17 protein-coding genes are annotated in these 15,766 nt (G+C 64.9%); 9 read left to right on the top strand and 8 right to left on the bottom strand.

Translation table 11 applies throughout. The features are described 5' to 3' along the window. Positions 1–2 precede the first annotated feature (2 nt). Both FJ979_RS23000 and FJ979_RS22995 read left to right on the top strand, forming a co-directional pair. Entirely contained in the window at positions 3–1,307 is a 1,305-nt protein-coding gene (locus FJ979_RS23000) for an aspartate aminotransferase family protein (RefSeq protein ID WP_140583879.1), read from the top strand. A gap of 27 nt (positions 1,308–1,334) precedes the next feature. Beyond that, the gene (locus FJ979_RS22995; protein ID WP_140583877.1) at positions 1,335–1,991 is read left to right on the top strand and encodes a GntR family transcriptional regulator; all 657 of its coding nucleotides are present in this window, start codon (positions 1,335–1,337) and stop codon (positions 1,989–1,991) included. Between the two features lie 31 nt (positions 1,992–2,022). Here FJ979_RS22995 and FJ979_RS22990 read toward each other — a convergent pair whose 3' ends face one another. Genes FJ979_RS22990 through FJ979_RS22970 form a run of 5 tightly spaced genes read right to left on the bottom strand, consistent with a single transcriptional unit; the run spans position 2,023 to position 6,761 of the window. Next, positions 2,023–3,321: an FAD-dependent oxidoreductase gene (locus tag FJ979_RS22990; RefSeq protein ID WP_140583876.1), complete on the bottom strand. Its 1,299-nt coding sequence runs from the start codon at positions 3,319–3,321 to the stop codon at positions 2,023–2,025. Continuing rightward, positions 3,318–4,295, bottom strand: coding sequence for a branched-chain amino acid ABC transporter permease (locus tag FJ979_RS22985; protein ID WP_181167662.1), 978 nt, complete (start codon positions 4,293–4,295; stop codon positions 3,318–3,320). The genes FJ979_RS22990 and FJ979_RS22985 overlap by 4 nt, the downstream gene beginning before the upstream one ends. After that, complete coding sequence (locus FJ979_RS22980) at positions 4,292–5,200, bottom strand: branched-chain amino acid ABC transporter permease (RefSeq protein ID WP_140583874.1); 909 nt, start codon at positions 5,198–5,200, stop codon at positions 4,292–4,294. The genes FJ979_RS22985 and FJ979_RS22980 overlap by 4 nt, the downstream gene beginning before the upstream one ends. Beyond that, on the bottom strand, positions 5,197–5,964 hold the full coding sequence (locus FJ979_RS22975) for an ABC transporter ATP-binding protein (RefSeq protein ID WP_140583873.1): 768 nt from the start codon (positions 5,962–5,964) through the stop codon (positions 5,197–5,199). Before FJ979_RS22975 ends, FJ979_RS22980 begins: the two co-directional genes overlap by 4 nt. After that, positions 5,961–6,761, bottom strand: a complete 801-nt coding sequence (locus tag FJ979_RS22970; RefSeq protein ID WP_140520932.1) for an ABC transporter ATP-binding protein — start codon at positions 6,759–6,761, stop codon at positions 5,961–5,963. Before FJ979_RS22970 ends, FJ979_RS22975 begins: the two co-directional genes overlap by 4 nt. 145 nt (positions 6,762–6,906) lie before the next feature. Between FJ979_RS22970 and FJ979_RS22965 the strand changes: the two genes are divergently transcribed. The 6 genes from FJ979_RS22965 to FJ979_RS22940 all read left to right on the top strand — a co-directional run bounded on the left by FJ979_RS22965 (position 6,907) and on the right by FJ979_RS22940 (position 11,298). Further along, positions 6,907–7,635: a GntR family transcriptional regulator gene (locus FJ979_RS22965; RefSeq protein ID WP_140583871.1), complete on the top strand. Its 729-nt coding sequence runs from the start codon at positions 6,907–6,909 to the stop codon at positions 7,633–7,635. Position 7,636: 1 nt separating this feature from the next. Continuing rightward, on the top strand, positions 7,637–8,134 hold the full coding sequence (locus tag FJ979_RS22960) for a DUF3830 family protein (protein WP_246679367.1): 498 nt from the start codon (positions 7,637–7,639) through the stop codon (positions 8,132–8,134). A 1-nt stretch (position 8,135) separates the two neighbouring features. Beyond that, positions 8,136–8,495 (top strand): TIGR04076 family protein, encoded by a 360-nt coding sequence (locus FJ979_RS22955; RefSeq protein WP_140514555.1) that lies wholly within the window; start codon positions 8,136–8,138, stop codon positions 8,493–8,495. Continuing rightward, a complete protein-coding gene (locus FJ979_RS22950) occupies positions 8,492–9,547 on the top strand; it encodes an aldo/keto reductase (protein ID WP_140583870.1) in 1,056 nt (351 codons plus the stop codon). The genes FJ979_RS22955 and FJ979_RS22950 overlap by 4 nt, the downstream gene beginning before the upstream one ends. Beyond that, positions 9,544–9,975, top strand: a complete 432-nt coding sequence (locus FJ979_RS22945; protein ID WP_140583868.1) for a DUF4440 domain-containing protein — start codon at positions 9,544–9,546, stop codon at positions 9,973–9,975. The genes FJ979_RS22950 and FJ979_RS22945 overlap by 4 nt, the downstream gene beginning before the upstream one ends. Before the next feature lie 63 nt (positions 9,976–10,038). After that, on the top strand, positions 10,039–11,298 hold the full coding sequence (locus FJ979_RS22940) for an ABC transporter substrate-binding protein (RefSeq protein WP_140583866.1): 1,260 nt from the start codon (positions 10,039–10,041) through the stop codon (positions 11,296–11,298). Between the two features lie 110 nt (positions 11,299–11,408). On the opposite strand, the gene FJ979_RS22935 is transcribed toward FJ979_RS22940, so the two are convergent. Continuing rightward, positions 11,409–13,067, bottom strand: a complete 1,659-nt coding sequence (locus tag FJ979_RS22935) for an alkaline phosphatase family protein (protein WP_140583865.1) — start codon at positions 13,065–13,067, stop codon at positions 11,409–11,411. 131 nt (positions 13,068–13,198) lie between these two features. Between FJ979_RS22935 and pcaD the strand changes: the two genes are divergently transcribed. Further along, positions 13,199–14,023 (top strand): 3-oxoadipate enol-lactonase, encoded by an 825-nt coding sequence (gene pcaD / locus FJ979_RS22930; RefSeq protein WP_140520927.1) that lies wholly within the window; start codon positions 13,199–13,201, stop codon positions 14,021–14,023. Here the strand turns inward: pcaD and FJ979_RS22925 are convergent. Together FJ979_RS22925 and FJ979_RS22920 are read right to left on the bottom strand one after the other, a co-directional pair. After that, entirely contained in the window at positions 14,013–14,876 is an 864-nt protein-coding gene (locus FJ979_RS22925; RefSeq protein ID WP_140583863.1) for a carbohydrate ABC transporter permease, read from the bottom strand. The genes pcaD and FJ979_RS22925 overlap by 11 nt on opposite strands. Continuing rightward, positions 14,873–15,763 (bottom strand): sugar ABC transporter permease, encoded by an 891-nt coding sequence (locus tag FJ979_RS22920; protein WP_140583862.1) that lies wholly within the window; start codon positions 15,761–15,763, stop codon positions 14,873–14,875. Before FJ979_RS22920 ends, FJ979_RS22925 begins: the two co-directional genes overlap by 4 nt. Between the last annotated feature and the right edge of the window lie 3 nt (positions 15,764–15,766).

Raw genomic sequence — 15,766 nt, 5'->3', positions numbered from 1 at the left:
TCGTGTCCCAATCCTCGCCCGCAAATGCCTCCGCCGATGCCGGTGCATCAGCATCCGCGCTGCTCGAGCGCCGTGCCAGGCTGCTCGGCCCGACCTATCGCGCCTTCTACCGCAACCCGATCCATCTCGTGCGTGGCAGCGGCGTTTGGCTCTACGATGCCCACGGACGCAAGTTTCTCGATGCGTACAACAACGTCGCCTCGGTCGGCCATTGCCATCCACGTGTCGTCGAGGCGCTGTCGGGGCAGGCGGCCACGCTCAACACCCACACGCGTTATCTCAGCGAAATCATCCTCGACTACGCGGAAAGACTTCTCGGCACGCTTCCGCCCCATCTCGGCCATGCCATGTTCACCTGCACCGGCAGCGAGGCCAATGATCTCGCCATCCGCATCGCCCAGCATTCGAGCGGCAATACCGGCGTGATCATCACCGATTTCGCCTATCATGGCGCCACCATCGCCACCGCGCAGCTGTCGCCGGCCGCGGTGGGGGCAAAGGGCGTGCCCGCGCAGCACAGGACCGTGGCAGCGCCGGATACGTTTCGCAACCAGGGCCGGGCCGCGCGTGATTTCGCCAGGAATGTCGCCGCCGCCATCGAGGACATGCGCGCACAGAACGTGCGCCCGGCGGCGCTGCTGATCGACTCGGCATTTTCCAGCGACGGAATTTTCTTTCCCGATGCATCGGTGATGCGCGAGGCGGCCGATCACGTCAGGAAGGCGGGCGGCTTCGTCATTGCCGACGAAGTCCAGTCCGGCTTCGGCAGGCTCGGCCAGGGCATGTGGGGTTTCGCCAATTACGGCCTCGAGCCCGACATCGTCACCATGGGCAAGCCGATCGGCGACGGGCATCCGATGGCCGCAGTCATCGTGCGGCCGCAGCTTGTTGCCTCCTTCGGTTCCAACACCGGCTACTTCAACACGTTCGGCGGCAATCCCGTCGCCGCCGCCGTCGGCATCGCGGTGCTCGACGTGATCGAAGGCGAGGGACTGGTCGAGAATGCGCGCACGGTTGGGGCCTATACGGGCGAGCTGCTGCGCGCTTTGCAGGGTCGCCATGCCATGGTCGCCGATGTCAGGCACAACGGCCTCTATTTCGGCATCGAATTGACGGCGGATGGCGACGAGGCGCTGGCCGCCACCAGGACGTCGGCGGTCGTTGAAGCCATGCGCGAGGACGGCGTACTGATCTCGTCATGCGGTCCGCGCGGCAACGTGCTGAAGATCAGGCCGCCGCTGCCGTTCGCCAGGGACAATGCCGAGCAACTTGCCGAAACGCTCGATCGCACCCTGTCGCGCTGGTGAGGGGATAGGAAAGGGGCGGCAATCGACATGCTGAAGCTCGAACATCAGACCCTGAACGACCGCGCCTATGGCGCGCTCAAGCAGGAGCTGATTTCGGGCGGCTTCAGCCCGGGCCAGACATTGGTCATCCGCAAGCTTGCCGAGACGTTCGGCATTTCGACGACGCCGATCCGCGAGGCGCTGCAACGGCTCGTCGCCGAGCGGCTTCTGGAGTTGCAGAACAACCGCTCGATCATCGTGCCCTTGCTGTCTGCCCCCGCCTTCGAGGAACTGACGCGCATCCGCATCGCCGTGGAGGGGCTGGCGGGCGAGATGGCCGCGTCGCGCATCACCGAAGACGGGCTGGTCGACATACAGGCCGCGCTGGCGGGCATGCAGCGCGCGATCGAGGCGGGCGACGCCAGGGCCTATCTCTCGCTCAACGAGGCCTTCCACTTCGCCATCTACCGGCATGCCGGGGCCCCGATCCTCCTCAACATGATCCGTGATCTCTGGGGGCGGGTTGGGCCCTATCTCAAGCTCCTGATGCAGGCCGATCGCTACAAACCCCAGTCGAACGAGGCGCATCGCAAGATCGTCGCGGCATTGGCGCAGCGCAACGGCGCCGACGTCAGGACCTTCATAGAACAGGACATCGCCATGGCGGCGGCGGTGCTGGCGGGGAACCTTCGCGCGGCCGAATGACGACGCGATGCCGTCGCGCCCCGCGACCGGCCTATGCGGTCTTGTCCAGCCGGTCGCGAAGCATGCTCCACGGCAGCAGCGCGTTTGGCGCGAAGCGCAGCAGGCTGTGGAACGGCATCGGCGACGGCGGCGCAAAGGGCAGTGGCAGATCGCGGGCGTCGGTTCCGCTAGCCCAGTCCGCAAGCACCTTGCCCATGGCCGTGGTCATGGCGATGCCGCGACCGTTGCAGGCGCGACCTGCGATCAGCCCCGGTCCGAGATCGATGAGGTGGGGCAGGAAATCGGGTTCGACTGCTGCCATCCCCGACCAGCCATAGGCGAGCGGCGGCAGGTCCGGGAGCTCGAGATGCCGGGCCAGCCGCCGCTGGATCGTCTGCGGCAGGCGTCGGTCCGCACCGGGGCCGAAGACATGCATGCCGCCGCTGATCAGCCTGTTTTCGGCATCGAAGCGGTAGGTGAAGAGATTGCGTCTCGTGTCGCCGACGCCTTGCCCGCCGGGCAACAGGCGGCTGCGCACCTCGCGCGGCAGCGGCGCCGTCGCGATCTGGAAGATTTTCAGCGGGAAATAGGTTTTCCGAAGCCCCGGATTGAGCTGTCCGCCATAGGCGTTGGTGGCGATCAGCACCTTTCCTGTGCGCACCGAACCCATTTGCGTCTCCAGCGACCAGCCGTCCGCGATACGGTCGATCGCGGCGACGCGCGTGTGCTCGAACAGGCGCGCGCCGGCTTTTTCCGCCACGTCGGCCAGGCCGCGCGCATAGGCGACCGGATTGAGCACGCCGCCGGAACGGTCCATCCAACCGCCGACATAACCGCGGGCGCCGGTCAGCGCCTCGATTTCTTGCCGGTCCAACACGACGGCCGGTCGGCCGCGCTCCGCCCATTGCCCCGCGCGTGATTTGACCTTTTCGAGCGCGACAGGGGAATGTGCCGGCTGGATCCAACCGTTCTGCACCGCGTCGCACTTGATGTCGTGCCGCCTGATCAGGCCGAAGACCAGGTCGGCGCTGCCAGCGGCGAAGTCGATCAGCCTCTCGCCGCGCGCGGGGCCTAGATGGGCCTTTATCGCATCCGGATCCATTTTGGCGAAGTTCGGTACGATGAAGCCGGCATTCCTGCCGGTAGCGCCCCAGGCGATGGTTTCGGCCTCGAGAACGGCGACCGAAAGACCTCTGGCCGCGGCATGCAAGGCCGTCGAAAGGCCGGTGAAGCCGCCGCCGACGATGGCAAGGTCGACATCGAGCTCGCCTTCCAGCGCCGGGCGGAGGCGGGTCTCACGGCTGACCGCGTGCCAAAGCGAAAGCGCTTCCTGCCGGGCCATTGCGGTCACGAGCCGCTCTCGCTGGCGGCCACCTTCGCCCGCTTGCCGAGCCGTGCCCGCCGCGGCCGTTCCCCGAACAGTCCGTTGGGGCGGACCAGGAGGATGATGCACAGCATGACGCCGATTGCCACGATCTGCAGGGATGCGGCGCGGGCCTGTTGCTCCGGCGGGAACAGCGCGCTGGTGAGCGTGCCCGACCCGGCCCATATCCCCCAGACCAGGATGCTGCCGATGACGGCACCGGCATTGCTGCCCGAGCCGCCGACGATCAGCATCACCCAGACCTGGAAGGTCAGGATCGGCAGGTAATTGTCCGGCGCAATGAAGCCGGTGAAATGCGCCTGCAAGGCGCCCGCAAGCGCCATGATGGCGCCGCCGACCGCGAAGGCCTGGACACGGTAGAAGCGCGCGCTCTTGCCGAGCGAGATCGCCGCCCGCTCGTCCTCCCGCAGCGCCTTCAGCACCCGGCCCCACGGGCTGCGAGACAGGTGCTCCAGCGCCAGATAGGCGACCAGCGTGACCGCCGAGACGACGGCAAGGTTCGACAGGTTGAACAGCAGCGGCGTCTCGGCGAGGCTGCCGAAAGGGCGCGGGATGAAGCCGATGCCGAACGGACCGCCGGTCAGTTTCTGCGCATTAAGCGCGACCAGTTGCACGACCACGGCGACGCCGAAGGTGGTGATGGCAAGGTAGTCGGATCTGAGCCGCAACGTGGCGATGCCCGTCAGGGCCGCGGCGATGCCGCCGACGACCATGGCGCCGACCCAGCCGGCCAGGATCGGTAGCCCAAAACCGCCCAGACGCGCGGCATCGTCCGGCGTCGTCAGCAGCGCCGATGTATAGGCGCCGATGGCGACGAAGCCGGCGAGCCCGACATTGAAGAGCCCAGTCAGCCCCCATTGCAGATTGAGCCCCAGCGTGACCAACGAAAAGATCAGCGCCGTGGTCAGGAAGAAAGCGCCATAGCCGAGCAGGTCCATCAGCGTTCCCTCACACCAAAAAGGCCGATCGGCCGCACGAACAGCACCGCCATCAAGATGATGAAGGAGACCGCCGCGCGCCATTCGGCGCCGATCAGTTGCACGGCGCCCGCTTCGGCGAGCCCGATGATCAACCCGCCGAGCACGGCGCCCGGGATGCTGCCGATACCGCCGAGAATGGCGGCGGCGAACATCGGCAGCAGCATGTCGAAGCCCATGAACGGGCGGATCTGCACCAGGATGCCGATCATCACGCCGGCGACGCAGGCAAGCGCTGCGCCGAGGACCCAGGTGACACGCACCACCTTGGCGACATCGATGCCGACGATGCGGGCAAGTGCCGCATTCTGGCTCAGGGCCTGCATGGACCGGCCGGTCTGCGTGCGCGTCATCAACAGGTGTACGCCCAGCACCAGAATTGCTGTCAGCAGCAACAGCGCGATCTGGTCCGGCGTGATGCGGATGCCGAAGCCGACCGGCATGGCGATCTGGATGGCGCGGCTGAAATAGGTCGGGCGTGAGGTGAAGGTGAACTCGAGCAGGCTTCGCAGCGCCATCGAGGCGCCGAAACTTGCCATCACCACGATGATGGCCTGGCCCTGAGAGCGCAGCCGCGCGAACAGCACCTTGTCGAGCAGCAGCGCCAGCAGGGCGGTGAATGCCATGCCGACGACCAGCGCGACGATGAGCGGCCAGCCGAAGGAAAGCGGGGCGATCGGCGCCACCTTGCCGACCGTGGCGCCGATGGCGCCGACGACGGCCAGCGTCGCATAGGTGCCCCAGGCCATGAAGTCGCCATGGGCGAAGTTCGAGAAGCGCAGGATCGAATAGGTCAGCGTCACGCCGATGGCGCCGAGGCCGATCATCGAGCCCGTCAGCAATCCGTCGACGATGAATTGCAGGTTCATGCCGCGCTTCCCTTGCCTGGAGGCGCGGCCTTGCCGGCGCTGTCCGGGCGCTGGCCCAGATAGAGTTCGGCGACCACCGGATCGCTCCACAATTCAGAGGCAATGCCCTCGTGCCGGTCCTTGCCTTCGACCAGCACATAGGCGCGGTCGCCGATGGCGAGCGCTGCCTTGGCGTTCTGCTCGACCAGCAGGATGGTGACGCCGGACTTGCGGATGCCGGCCAGCATCTCGAACACCATCGAGACGAATTTCGGCGACAGGCCGGCCGACGGCTCGTCCAGCACCAGCACCTTGGGATGGACGATCAGCGCCCGCGCCACGGCCAGCATCTGGCGCTGCCCGCCCGACAGATTGCCGGCGGCGATACGGCGCTGGCGCGCCAGGTCCGGGAAGGTCGCGTACATCTCGTCGATGCGGGCGGGAACCTCGCGGCGCTCGATAATGCCGCAGGCAACCCTGAGATTGTCGTCGACCGACATCAGTGGAAACACGTTCTCGGTCTGAGGCACGAAGGCGAGCCCAAGCCGCACCATGGTGTGGGCCGGTGCGGTGGTGATATCCTTGCCGTCGAGGAGAACGGTGCCGCCGGTGACCGGGACGAGACCGGCAATTGCCTTGATCAGGCTCGACTTGCCGGCACCGTTGGGGCCGAGAACGACGACGATTTCGCCCTTCCTCACCGTGATCGAGGCACCGCGCACGATCGGCACGCCGGGCTCGTAACCGGCTTCGAGGTTGCGGACGTCAAGCACGGTCCCGCTCATGCCGCGCCCCCGAGATAGGCCTCGATGACGCGCGGATCGCGCGCCACCTCGTCGGCCGTGCCCTCGCACAGAAGCTCGCCGCCCGCCATCACCAGAACGCGATGGCAAAGCCGGGTCACCATGTCGATGTTGTGCTCGATCAGAAGAAAGGTGATGCCGCTTCTGTTGATGTCGCGGATGCGGTCGATGATGACTTCGAGCAGCGTGGCGTTGACGCCGGCCGCGGGCTCGTCGAGCAGGATGATGGCCGGGTCGGCCATCATCACACGGGCAAGTTCGAGCAGTTTGCGCTGGCCGCCGGAAAGCACCCGCGCCGGTTCGTGCGCCAGCCGGGTGAGCGAGACGAGTTCAAGCAGTTCGGCAGCCTTCTCGGCGGCTGCCTTCTCTTCGGCGGCGACCCGCCACGGGATCAGGAAATTGGCGAGCAGCCGCTCCCCTGCCTGACGTTGCGCGGCGAGCATGACGTTTTCGATCAGCGTGAGATTGGGCAAGGGCCGGGGAATCTGAAAGGTGCGCCCGAGGCCGCGGCCAATGCGCAGGTGTGCTGCTTCGCCGGAGACGAGCGCCCCGTTGAGACGGATCTCGCCGCTTGTCGGCAGGATGCTGCCGGCGAGCAGGTCGAACATCGTCGTCTTGCCGGCGCCGTTGGGGCCGATCAGGCCGAGGATCTCGCCCGGGCGGACCTCGAACGAGACATCGTTGACGGCGACAAGGCCGCCGAAACGCCGCACGACGTTCTTTGCTGCCAGAACCGGCGCCTGGGTCTCCGTCCCATGCCGTTTCGCCGTGTCGTTCATCAAGCCCTCTGGCCGAAGCGATCTTTGCCGCTTTCTGATTTTTTGATTTGTGATCACACTTGCTTTGATCACGCTAATCAGCTTTAATTTTCTCCGCAAGCCGAAAACAGGCCAGGCCGCCGAAAAGGCCAAGATCGGGAACGCCATGCAAAGGGCTGCTGTCGAGCGCACCAACGAGGTCATCGCCGCGCAACTCGCGCCGGTCGGCCGCGAGACGGTGCAGGACCGCGTCTATTCCGAATTGCGCCGGGCGCTGATTGGCGGTCTCTTCGAGCCGAGCCAGGTTCTGACCATACGCGGCCTTGCCGATGCGCTGGTCACGTCCACCATGCCGGTGCGCGAGGCGCTTGGGCGGCTGATCACGGAAAAGGCGCTGGAAGCGCTTCCAAACCGCTCGGTGCGGGTGCCGCCGATCACGCTGGATCGCATTGACGACCTCCTGCGCGCCCGTGCCCTGATCGAAGGCGAGGCAATCGCGCTTGCCGCCGCGCGTATGGATCCGCGTCAGATCGCCACCATCGAAACCATTCTCGGTGAATGGGACGAGATGCGGGCGCTGAAGCACAAAAAGGATGTCGACCGCGAGGTGACGCTCAATCAGAGTTTTCATTTCGAAATCTATCGCGCCTGCGGTTCCGCCGTGCTGATCCCGATGATCGAGAGCCTCTGGCTGCAGTCGGGACCCTGCATCCGCGTTGCGATCTATGCCTTTTCCGAGGCCGGCGAGGTCGACACCGCCCATTATCATCGCAGCATCGTCGCCGCGCTTGCGGCGCAGGATGCCCAGGCCGCACGCGAGGCGCTGGTGGCCGACATCAGCCGCCCTTTCGCTTTCCTGCGCGACAAGCTGAAGTTGACGGCAAAGGCGGAGTGAAATGCCCGATATGACCAGACGCGCCATCAGGATCACCGAGCCGCGTTCCGAGCTGTCGGTGACGGCGCTGTTGCTGCCGGAAAAAGCGCCCGAAAACGCAACGTTCCTGTGGTCTTACCTGGCCGAGCCGCGCGTCGTCGCGGGCATTCATGCCATGTGGACCGGCCCGGAAATCTCCTGTCCGATCCCCGCGGCGCATCTGGACGGCGAGGCCTTTGCCCAGGCCTTGCCGGCGGAGAACGCGACGCTGACGCCGCAGCCCGGCGACATCGTGCTTTCCTATGTGCCGCCGCGCATGTGGGGCGGCAACCCGCACGCGATCTTCGACATTGGCCTGTTCTACGGGCAAGGCGCGCGCCTGCTGTTTCCGATCGGCTGGCTGGCGGGAAGCGTCGTTGCGCAGGTGCTGCCTGAGCAACGCGATCAGTTCGCATCTGCCTGCGGCATCATTCGCCGCAATGGCGCCTGCGACGTCACCTTCGCGCGGCTGGAGAGCTGAAATGGCTGAACGCGACGACAGCTTCGAACTTTTCGATCTCCGCGTCGAGGCTGTCGTCCCCGAAGGAAAGGCGGTTTATTGCGGCGCCAAGCCCGGCGACTATTTCGAGCTGAAGGGCGAGATGCTGTCGATGCCGGCGGGCCAGGGATTTTCGATCTATTCCATAGCGGCCGTGCTGCCGCTGCTGGCGGCGAAGCAGCGCCCCACCCATGCCAATGACTGGATGACCTCGGATGCCGAGATCGCCTGTCCCGATCCCAATTGCGCCAGCAGGCTCAGGATCGTCAGGACCGGCAAACGGCGGTTCAGCCACGCCGAGACCACGGCGGTGCCGCTGCCGAAGGAGAGTGAGCAGAGATGACCGCCAAGACTTTCGAACTCAGCCCCGGCTACACAATCTCGCGCGTCATTCGCGGTGGCTGGCAGTTGGCCGGCGGCCACGGCGCGGTCGACCGTCAGCAGGCAGTATCTGACCTGATCGCCACGTTCGACGCCGGCATCTGGACCTATGACTGCGCCGATATCTACACCGGCGTCGAGGAGCTGATCGGAGCGGCGCGGCTGCGTCTGGCCAACGAACGTGGTCTCGATGCCGCCGCCAGGATGAGGGTGCACACCAAGCTGGTGCCGGACCTCGAGCGGCTCGCCGGCATCAGCCGCGATTACATCAGAGGCATCGTCGACCAGTCTCTGCGCCGGCTGAAGACCGAACGGCTCGACCTCGTGCAGTTCCACTGGTGGGACTATTCAGTGCCTCGCTATGTCGACGCGATGGGTTGGCTCGACGAGCTACGGCTGGAAGGCAAGGTGCGCAATGTCGGCACCACCAATTTCGACACGCAGCGTCTTGGCGAGATCCTGTCGGCCGGCGTGCCAGTCGTCAGCCAGCAACTGCAATACTCCGTCCTCGACCAGCGTCCGTCGGCGAGCCTCGCCGCGCTCGCCGCACGCAACGGCCTCAGCTTTCTCTGCTACGGTTCGGTGGCCGGCGGCTTTCTCGGCGACAGATGGCTCGGCGTCGCCGAACCGGACATGCCGCTCGAAAACCGCTCGCTGGTCAAATACAAGCTGATCATAGACGATTTCGGCGGCTGGGAGCTCTTCCAGGCCCTGCTCAGGGTGCTGAAGCGGATCGGCGACCGCCACGGCGTCGACATCGCCACTGTCGCCAGCGCCTGGGTGCTCGAGCAGCCGCAAGTGGCGGCCGTCATCGTCGGCGCCCGCAACCAGGCGCATGCGCTGGCCAATGCGAAGATCATGGATGTCGCGCTCGGGGCCGAGGACCGGGCGGAGATCGGCGCCGTGATCGCCCAGAGCCGGGGTCCCCTCGGCGACGTCTACACGCTGGAGCGTGACCGTCACGGCCGCCACGGCTCGATCATGCACTACAACCTCAACGCGGCCCGGCCATGAGCGTCGCCACCGAAAGCCTGTTTTCGCGGGCCAGCACCGAAATCGTCGAGTTGCATCGCTTCTTTGTCGACTGGTTCGTCGCATCGCGCGCCGGCAAGGCCGATTTCAGCCGCTTCGAACGCGTCATGGGCGAAGGCCTGGCCATGGTCACGCCTGACGGCACGGTCCTCGATCGCGATGCGGTGGTCGACCATGTCCGCGCAAGCCGCGCTTCCTGCGACGAAGCCTTCGCCATCTCGATCGAGGACATCCGGCCGGGTTGGCAAACCGGCGACGCGATCGTCGTGCTCTATGTCGAGGCGCAGTTGCGGGCCGGCAAGCACAGCCGCCGTCAGTCGAGTGCGCTCTTCACCACCAATCCATCGGCGCCCAACGGCGTCGAATGGCGACATCTGCATGAAACCTGGCTGCAGATGCCGGAAAGCTGAACAGGCTCCAGACGTGAAATTTGGTTCGTGTAACTCAATTCGTGTAGCTCAAGGGGAACAACAATGAGAAAGACGATACTCCAACTCACCACCGCGCTCGCTCTCGTGACGATCGCCGGCACGGCCCATGCCGCCGACTGCAAGATCACGGTCGGCCTGGTCATGGAATTGACCGGACCGGCCGGTGAATACGGCCAGGCCGGCGCAAAATCGGTCGAGATGGCCTTCCGCGACATCAACGACGCCGGCGGCGTTCGCGGCTGCGATCTGGTGACCGACACGCGTGATAGTCAGAGCCAGGGCAATATCGCCGTCGATGCGGCGACCCAGTTGGTTCAGGTCAAGAAGGTGCCGGTGATCATCGGCGGCATCATCTCCTCGGTGTCGATCCCGATCCTGACCTCGGTCACCGCCCCGGCCAAGATCGTGCAGGTCTCGCCGGCTTCGTCCTCGCCGACGCTGACCGCACTCGGGCGCGATGGCAAGACCAACGGCATCTTCTTCCGCACCATCACCTCCGATGCGCTGCAAGGCGTGGCCGCCGCGAAATACGCCATCGACAAGGGCTTCAAGAAGCTGTCGATCATCCATGTCAACAATGATTTCGGCGTCAACATGGTGGCCGAATTCTCCCGCGCCTACAAAGCGCTCGGCGGCACCGTCGTCTCCGACACGCCCTACAACGAGAAGCAGTCGAGCTATGCCTCGGAAGTCACGGCGGCCATGGCCGGCGAGCCTGACGGGCTTTATCTCGTCAGCACGCCGGTTGACGGCGCCACCGTCGCCCGCACCTGGATTTCGCAAGGGGGCGTGCAGAAATTCCTGCTCAATGACGGCATGAACAGCCCGGACTTCATCGAGTCCGTCGGCGCCGACTATCTCAAGGAGGCCTATGGCACCTCGTCCGGCACCAGCCCGACCGCCTCCACCGACTACTTCACCAAGAATTACAAGGCGTTTTCGGGCATCGAACCGTCCAATCCCGCGGCCGACCGTTCCTATGATGCCGGCGCCATTGTCGGCCTGGCAATCGCCATCGCCGGCTCAGAGGATCCGGCCAAGATCAAGGACGCCATGTACAAGGCGGTCGATCCTGCTGGCGCGCCGATCTTTGCCGGCAAGGACGAGTTCGCCAAGGCGCTCGGACTGATCAAGGACGGCAAGCCGATCCGCTACGAAGGTGTCATCGGCCCGGTCGCCTTCGACAAATATGGCGACATCACCGGGCCGTTCCGCTTGTGGAAGATCGTCGACGGCAAGGTAACGACCGACGGTGAAATGACCACCGACGACGTCAACGCCTTGCAGGCGAAGCTCCAATAGGCCGCCACATCAGGCAGTCCGGCACCGATCGCTCGATGCCGGACTGCTCGTAACCCAACCCTGGCCCTTGCGCCCTGAAATCATGCCGTCCACAACAACGGCTGCGGGCTTCATTCTCCCGACCTGCGTGACAGCCAGCGCCTGCGTCTTTCGCGCTGTTCGGCGAGCTCGGCTTCGTCCCAGTAACCGATCAGCACGCCGGGCTCGATCAGCGGATCGAAGTGCCGCAGCTTGTCGTCGTTTCCCGTCAGCCATTCCTCGGCGACGGTGATGCGGTTGTTGGGCAGCGCCAGCCAGCGGAACAGCGCCTGCCGCAGTCGTTCGATGTCGGCCGCCGCTGATGCTTCGGTGCCGAGATCGCGCAGTTCGTCCGGATCGCCGTTCAGATCGAAGAACATCGGCGCCAGGCCCTCGCCATGGACCAGTTTGAAGCGGCCGTCGGTGATCATGTAGAGCTTGCAGTCGGCGACCGGCATAACGAGCTTCAGCCGCGCGGCATCGCCGCCATAGTCGTACTCGCTCACCGCGTGGCGCCGCCAGTTCACGTCCTGGCCGGCCAGCAGCGGCGCCAGCGACCGGCCCTCGAGAACGTGCGGCTTCGCCTTGCCGCCGAAGAAGTCGAGGAAGGTGGGCGCGAGGTCGATCATCTCCACCAGCGCCTCCGACGTCGTGCCGCGCGTCGCGTCGGCCTGCCGGCGCGGATCGTAGACGATCATCGGCACCTTGGCCGCGACATCGTGGAACAGGTATTTTTCGCCCAGCCAATGGTCGCCGAGATAATCGCCGTGGTCGGAGGTGAACACGATCAGCGTGTTGTCGAACAGACCGCGCTCCTCCATGAACCCGAACAATCTGCCCAACTGATCGTCGATCTGTCTGATCAGGCCCATATAGCAGGGAACGACCCTTTCGCGGACCTCGTCGCGGGAGAAGTTCCTGGAATAGCGCTCCTGCTGGAAGGCTTCGAAGATCGGGTGGGGCGAGACGCGTTCTGCTTCGCTGCGCACGACCGGCTTTATGTCGGCCTTGCCGTACATGTCGTGATAGGGCGCCGGCACGATGTAGGGCCAGTGCGGCTTGATGTAGGAGAGATGCGCGCACCAGGCTTCGCCCTTTGCCTCGGCCTCCTCGATGAAGCGCATGGCGCGGCGCGTCATGTAGGGCGTTTCCGAATGCTCCTCGGGAATGCGCGCCGGCTTGTCGGCATGGACGAGCAGCCAGCCGTTGAAATTCTCGCCGTTCTCGCCTTCACCGGAATTGGCCCAATGCTCCCACGGATTGGCGGCGTCGAAGCCGTGCTCGCGCAGATATTGGTCGTAGGCCGGGTCGGGATCGTAGGCGGACGACGGATGCAACCCGTCGTCGCGCTCGAACGGTTCGAAGCCGCATTCGGCGACGCGCACGCCGATGATGGACGTCTTGTCGATGCCGAGGCGCTCCATGCCTTCCTCGTCGGCCCTCATATGCGTCTTGCCGATCAGCGCGCAGCGCACGCCGATCTCGCGCAGATGCTCGCCGAGCGTAGGCTCGCCGATCCTGAGCGGCACGCCGTTAAGCGTCGATCCGTGCGAGCGGACATAGCGGCCTGTATAGGCACTCATGCGCGAGGGCCCGCACACGGTCGATTGCACATAGGCGTTGGTGAAGCGCACGCCGCGGCTGGCCAGCCGGTCGATATTCGGCGTGTGCAGGGTCTGGTGTCCGGCGCAGCTCAAATAGTCGAAGCGCAGCTGGTCGCACATGATGAAAAGGACGTTGCGGTCTGTCATTGGTCGTCCGTCATTGTGGTTCGCGCAAGACCGGTGTGCCAGAACGGCCGATGTCCTACAACGATGCCTCAAAATATCATTTTACCCAACCAGATGCCTCATGCACTGTGGGAGCCGGGAGGGTCGAAATCGTGCCGTTCGTCACCATTGGCGGCCTTGCGCTGCACCACCGCTATGTCGAGGCGACCGGCACCGCGCGGCCGGTGATCTTCATCAATTCGCTGGGTACCGATTTGCGCATCTGGGACGATGTCATCTCGCAATTAAGCGGTGACATGCCTCTGCTGGTCTACGACAAGCGCGGCCACGGACTTTCCGATATCGGCAGCGGCATCCGGTCGATCGATGATCATGTCGACGATCTCCTGGGCCTCATCGATCATTTCGATCTCGGCAGGGTCGTGCTGTTCGGCCTGTCGGTCGGTGGCTTGATCGCGCAGCGGCTCTATACCCGTCATCCCAGCTGCGTTGAGGCTCTGATCCTGTCCGACACGGCGCACAAGATCGGCACGGACGAGAGCTGGAATAAGCGTATCGCCACCGTCGAGCGCGACGGGATCGAGGCGATAGCCGACGGTGTGATGGAAGCATGGTTCACGCCCGGCTTCCATGCCGCGCGTGCGGCCGACCTTGCCGGTTGCCGCAATATGCTGACCAGGCAGGCGCTGCCGGGTTACATCGGGACATGCATGGCGGTCCGCGACGCCGACCTCACCGAGGCCGCGCGGCGTATCGCGGTGCCGACACTTTGCATGGTCGGCGACCAGGACGGCTCGACACCGCCCGATCTCGTCCGCTCGCTGGCAGCGCTGATCCCCGGCGCCCGCTTTGAAATCATTCCTAATGCCGGCCATATTCCCTGCATCGAACAGCCGGAGGCGGTGGTCGCGCTGATCCGCGATTTTGTCGCGTCGCCTCCTCCGGGGCAGAAACCTTTGAGCGCGGCTACCCCTTGATCGCCGAGCCGACGATGGAATCGACGAAAAAGCGCTGCAGCAGGACGAAGAGGATGAGCGGCGGCAGCACGGCAAGCGTCGCGCCGGCCATCACCAACCCGGTGTTGACGGCGCCTCTGTTGTAACTCAACAGCCGGCTGAGGCTGATGACGATCGGATAGGCGTCGGCGTTGCCTTGCAGCACGGTCAGCGGCCACAGATAGCTGTTCCAGTGATAGACGAAGGCAAACAGCGCCAATGCCGCGATCGCCGGCGCCACGCTGGGCGCCACGATCTTGAACAGGATCAGCAGTTCGGAGGCGCCGTCCATGCGCGCAGCGTCGATCAGATCGTCAGGCACGCTTGCAATGAACTGGCGCATCAGGAAGATACCGAAGGCATTGGCGAGGTTGGGCACGATGATGCCGGCGAGGCTGGCATTGAGGCCGATCGAGCCGACGAGGCGATAGAGCGGGATCAGCGTCACGATCGGCGGCAGGAACATGGTCGCGATCAGCACCGAGAACAAAAGCGAGCGGCCGGGGAAGTGGTATTTGGCGAAGGCGTAGCCGGCCATCATGCTGGTGATGAGGATACCGGCTGTGGTGATCGAGGCGATGACCAGGGAATTCCACATAGAACGGCCGACATTGACCACGCCGGAAACTTTCTCATAGGCGTCGAGGCTCGGCGTGTGCGGGATCCACACCGGCGGCACCTGCATGCTCTCGGCCGGAGTCTTGAGACTGGACAGAACCATCCAAACCAGCGGAAAGGCCGACGCCACGGCCACGAGCAGCATGAGCGTGGCCAGCAGCGCCTTGCGGCCGGCGGGGCGTCTGCGCGGCAACCGGCTCGACGATCCCGCGCTCATTCCTGATCCTTCCGGTTGGCAAAGGCGAACAGAGCGCAGACCACGACGATCAGCGACAGCATCAGCATGACGGCCATGGCCGAACCCAGTCCGCCCTGCGCGCGCTCGATGCCGACGCGGCGGATGTGGTAGGTCAAGACATTGGTCGAGCCGACCGGCCCGCCCTGCGTGATCAGCGCCACCGGCTCGAACACCTGCACGGCGTTGATGATGGCGATGACCGCGCTGAACAGGAGCGTGCGCCGCAGCAGCGGCAAGGTGATGAAGCGGAACTGCTCGAAGCGGTTGGCGCCGTCGAGTTTTGCCGCCTCGTAAAGGCTCCCGGAAATCTGGGTCAGCCCCGCAATCGCCAGCACCGTGAAATAACCGACCTGCTGCCACACATTGAGCAGGACGATCGAGATCAGCGCCGAGCGCGGCGACGACAGAAAGGGTTGCGGGCCGATGCCGAGCAGGCCGAGCATCTGGTTCAGCGGCCCTTCACCAGGCGAATAGAGCTTCGACCACACCAGCGCCACCGCGATCATCGGCACCATGTAGGTGGAAAACAGCACGGTCCGCAGCGCTGTGCCGCCGCCAACATCGTGCTGGTGGACCATCAGTCCGAAGGCGACCGAGAGCGGCAGGATGAGGATGACGGAAAGCGCGGTGTAGATGGAGGTGTTGATCAACGCGCCCTTGAAGTCGCGTCCGACCGATGAGGCGCCGAAAATCTCGCGAAAATTGTCGAAGCCAATGAAGGCCGCATTGGAAAAAGGCGTCTGCGTCGACCAGTCCTGGAAGGATAGCCAGACGGTGAGCAGCATCGGCAACAGGATGAAGATGCCGATCAGCGTCACGGCGGGCGCCAGCATGATGCCCGCCGAGGCACGGTACCTGTTGATCATGGT

The sequence above is a fragment of the Mesorhizobium sp. B1-1-6 genome (genome assembly GCF_006443035.1).
Classification (GTDB): Bacteria; Pseudomonadota; Alphaproteobacteria; order Rhizobiales; family Rhizobiaceae; genus Mesorhizobium.
This window is presented reverse-complemented; position numbering and strand designations above follow the sequence as displayed.

What these genes read in the sequence shown, in the direction of transcription:
- FJ979_RS22970 (WP_140520932.1), bottom strand. Translation starts at nt 6,761, where the DNA reads ATGAACGACACGGCGAAACGGCATGGGACGGAGACCCAGGCGCCGGTT.
- FJ979_RS22925 (WP_140583863.1), bottom strand. Translation starts at nt 14,876, where the DNA reads ATGAGCGCGGGATCGTCGAGCCGGTTGCCGCGCAGACGCCCCGCCGGC.
- FJ979_RS22945 (WP_140583868.1), top strand. Translation starts at nt 9,544, where the DNA reads ATGAGCGTCGCCACCGAAAGCCTGTTTTCGCGGGCCAGCACCGAAATC.
- FJ979_RS22975 (WP_140583873.1), bottom strand. Translation starts at nt 5,964, where the DNA reads ATGAGCGGGACCGTGCTTGACGTCCGCAACCTCGAAGCCGGTTACGAG.
- FJ979_RS22960 (WP_246679367.1), top strand. Translation starts at nt 7,637, where the DNA reads ATGCCCGATATGACCAGACGCGCCATCAGGATCACCGAGCCGCGTTCC.
- FJ979_RS22995 (WP_140583877.1), top strand. Translation starts at nt 1,335, where the DNA reads ATGCTGAAGCTCGAACATCAGACCCTGAACGACCGCGCCTATGGCGCG.
- FJ979_RS22965 (WP_140583871.1), top strand. Translation starts at nt 6,907, where the DNA reads ATGCAAAGGGCTGCTGTCGAGCGCACCAACGAGGTCATCGCCGCGCAA.
- FJ979_RS22950 (WP_140583870.1), top strand. Translation starts at nt 8,492, where the DNA reads ATGACCGCCAAGACTTTCGAACTCAGCCCCGGCTACACAATCTCGCGC.
- FJ979_RS22935 (WP_140583865.1), bottom strand. Translation starts at nt 13,067, where the DNA reads ATGACAGACCGCAACGTCCTTTTCATCATGTGCGACCAGCTGCGCTTC.
- FJ979_RS22920 (WP_140583862.1), bottom strand. Translation starts at nt 15,763, where the DNA reads ATGATCAACAGGTACCGTGCCTCGGCGGGCATCATGCTGGCGCCCGCC.
- FJ979_RS22940 (WP_140583866.1), top strand. Translation starts at nt 10,039, where the DNA reads ATGAGAAAGACGATACTCCAACTCACCACCGCGCTCGCTCTCGTGACG.
- FJ979_RS22955 (WP_140514555.1), top strand. Translation starts at nt 8,136, where the DNA reads ATGGCTGAACGCGACGACAGCTTCGAACTTTTCGATCTCCGCGTCGAG.
- FJ979_RS22980 (WP_140583874.1), bottom strand. Translation starts at nt 5,200, where the DNA reads ATGAACCTGCAATTCATCGTCGACGGATTGCTGACGGGCTCGATGATC.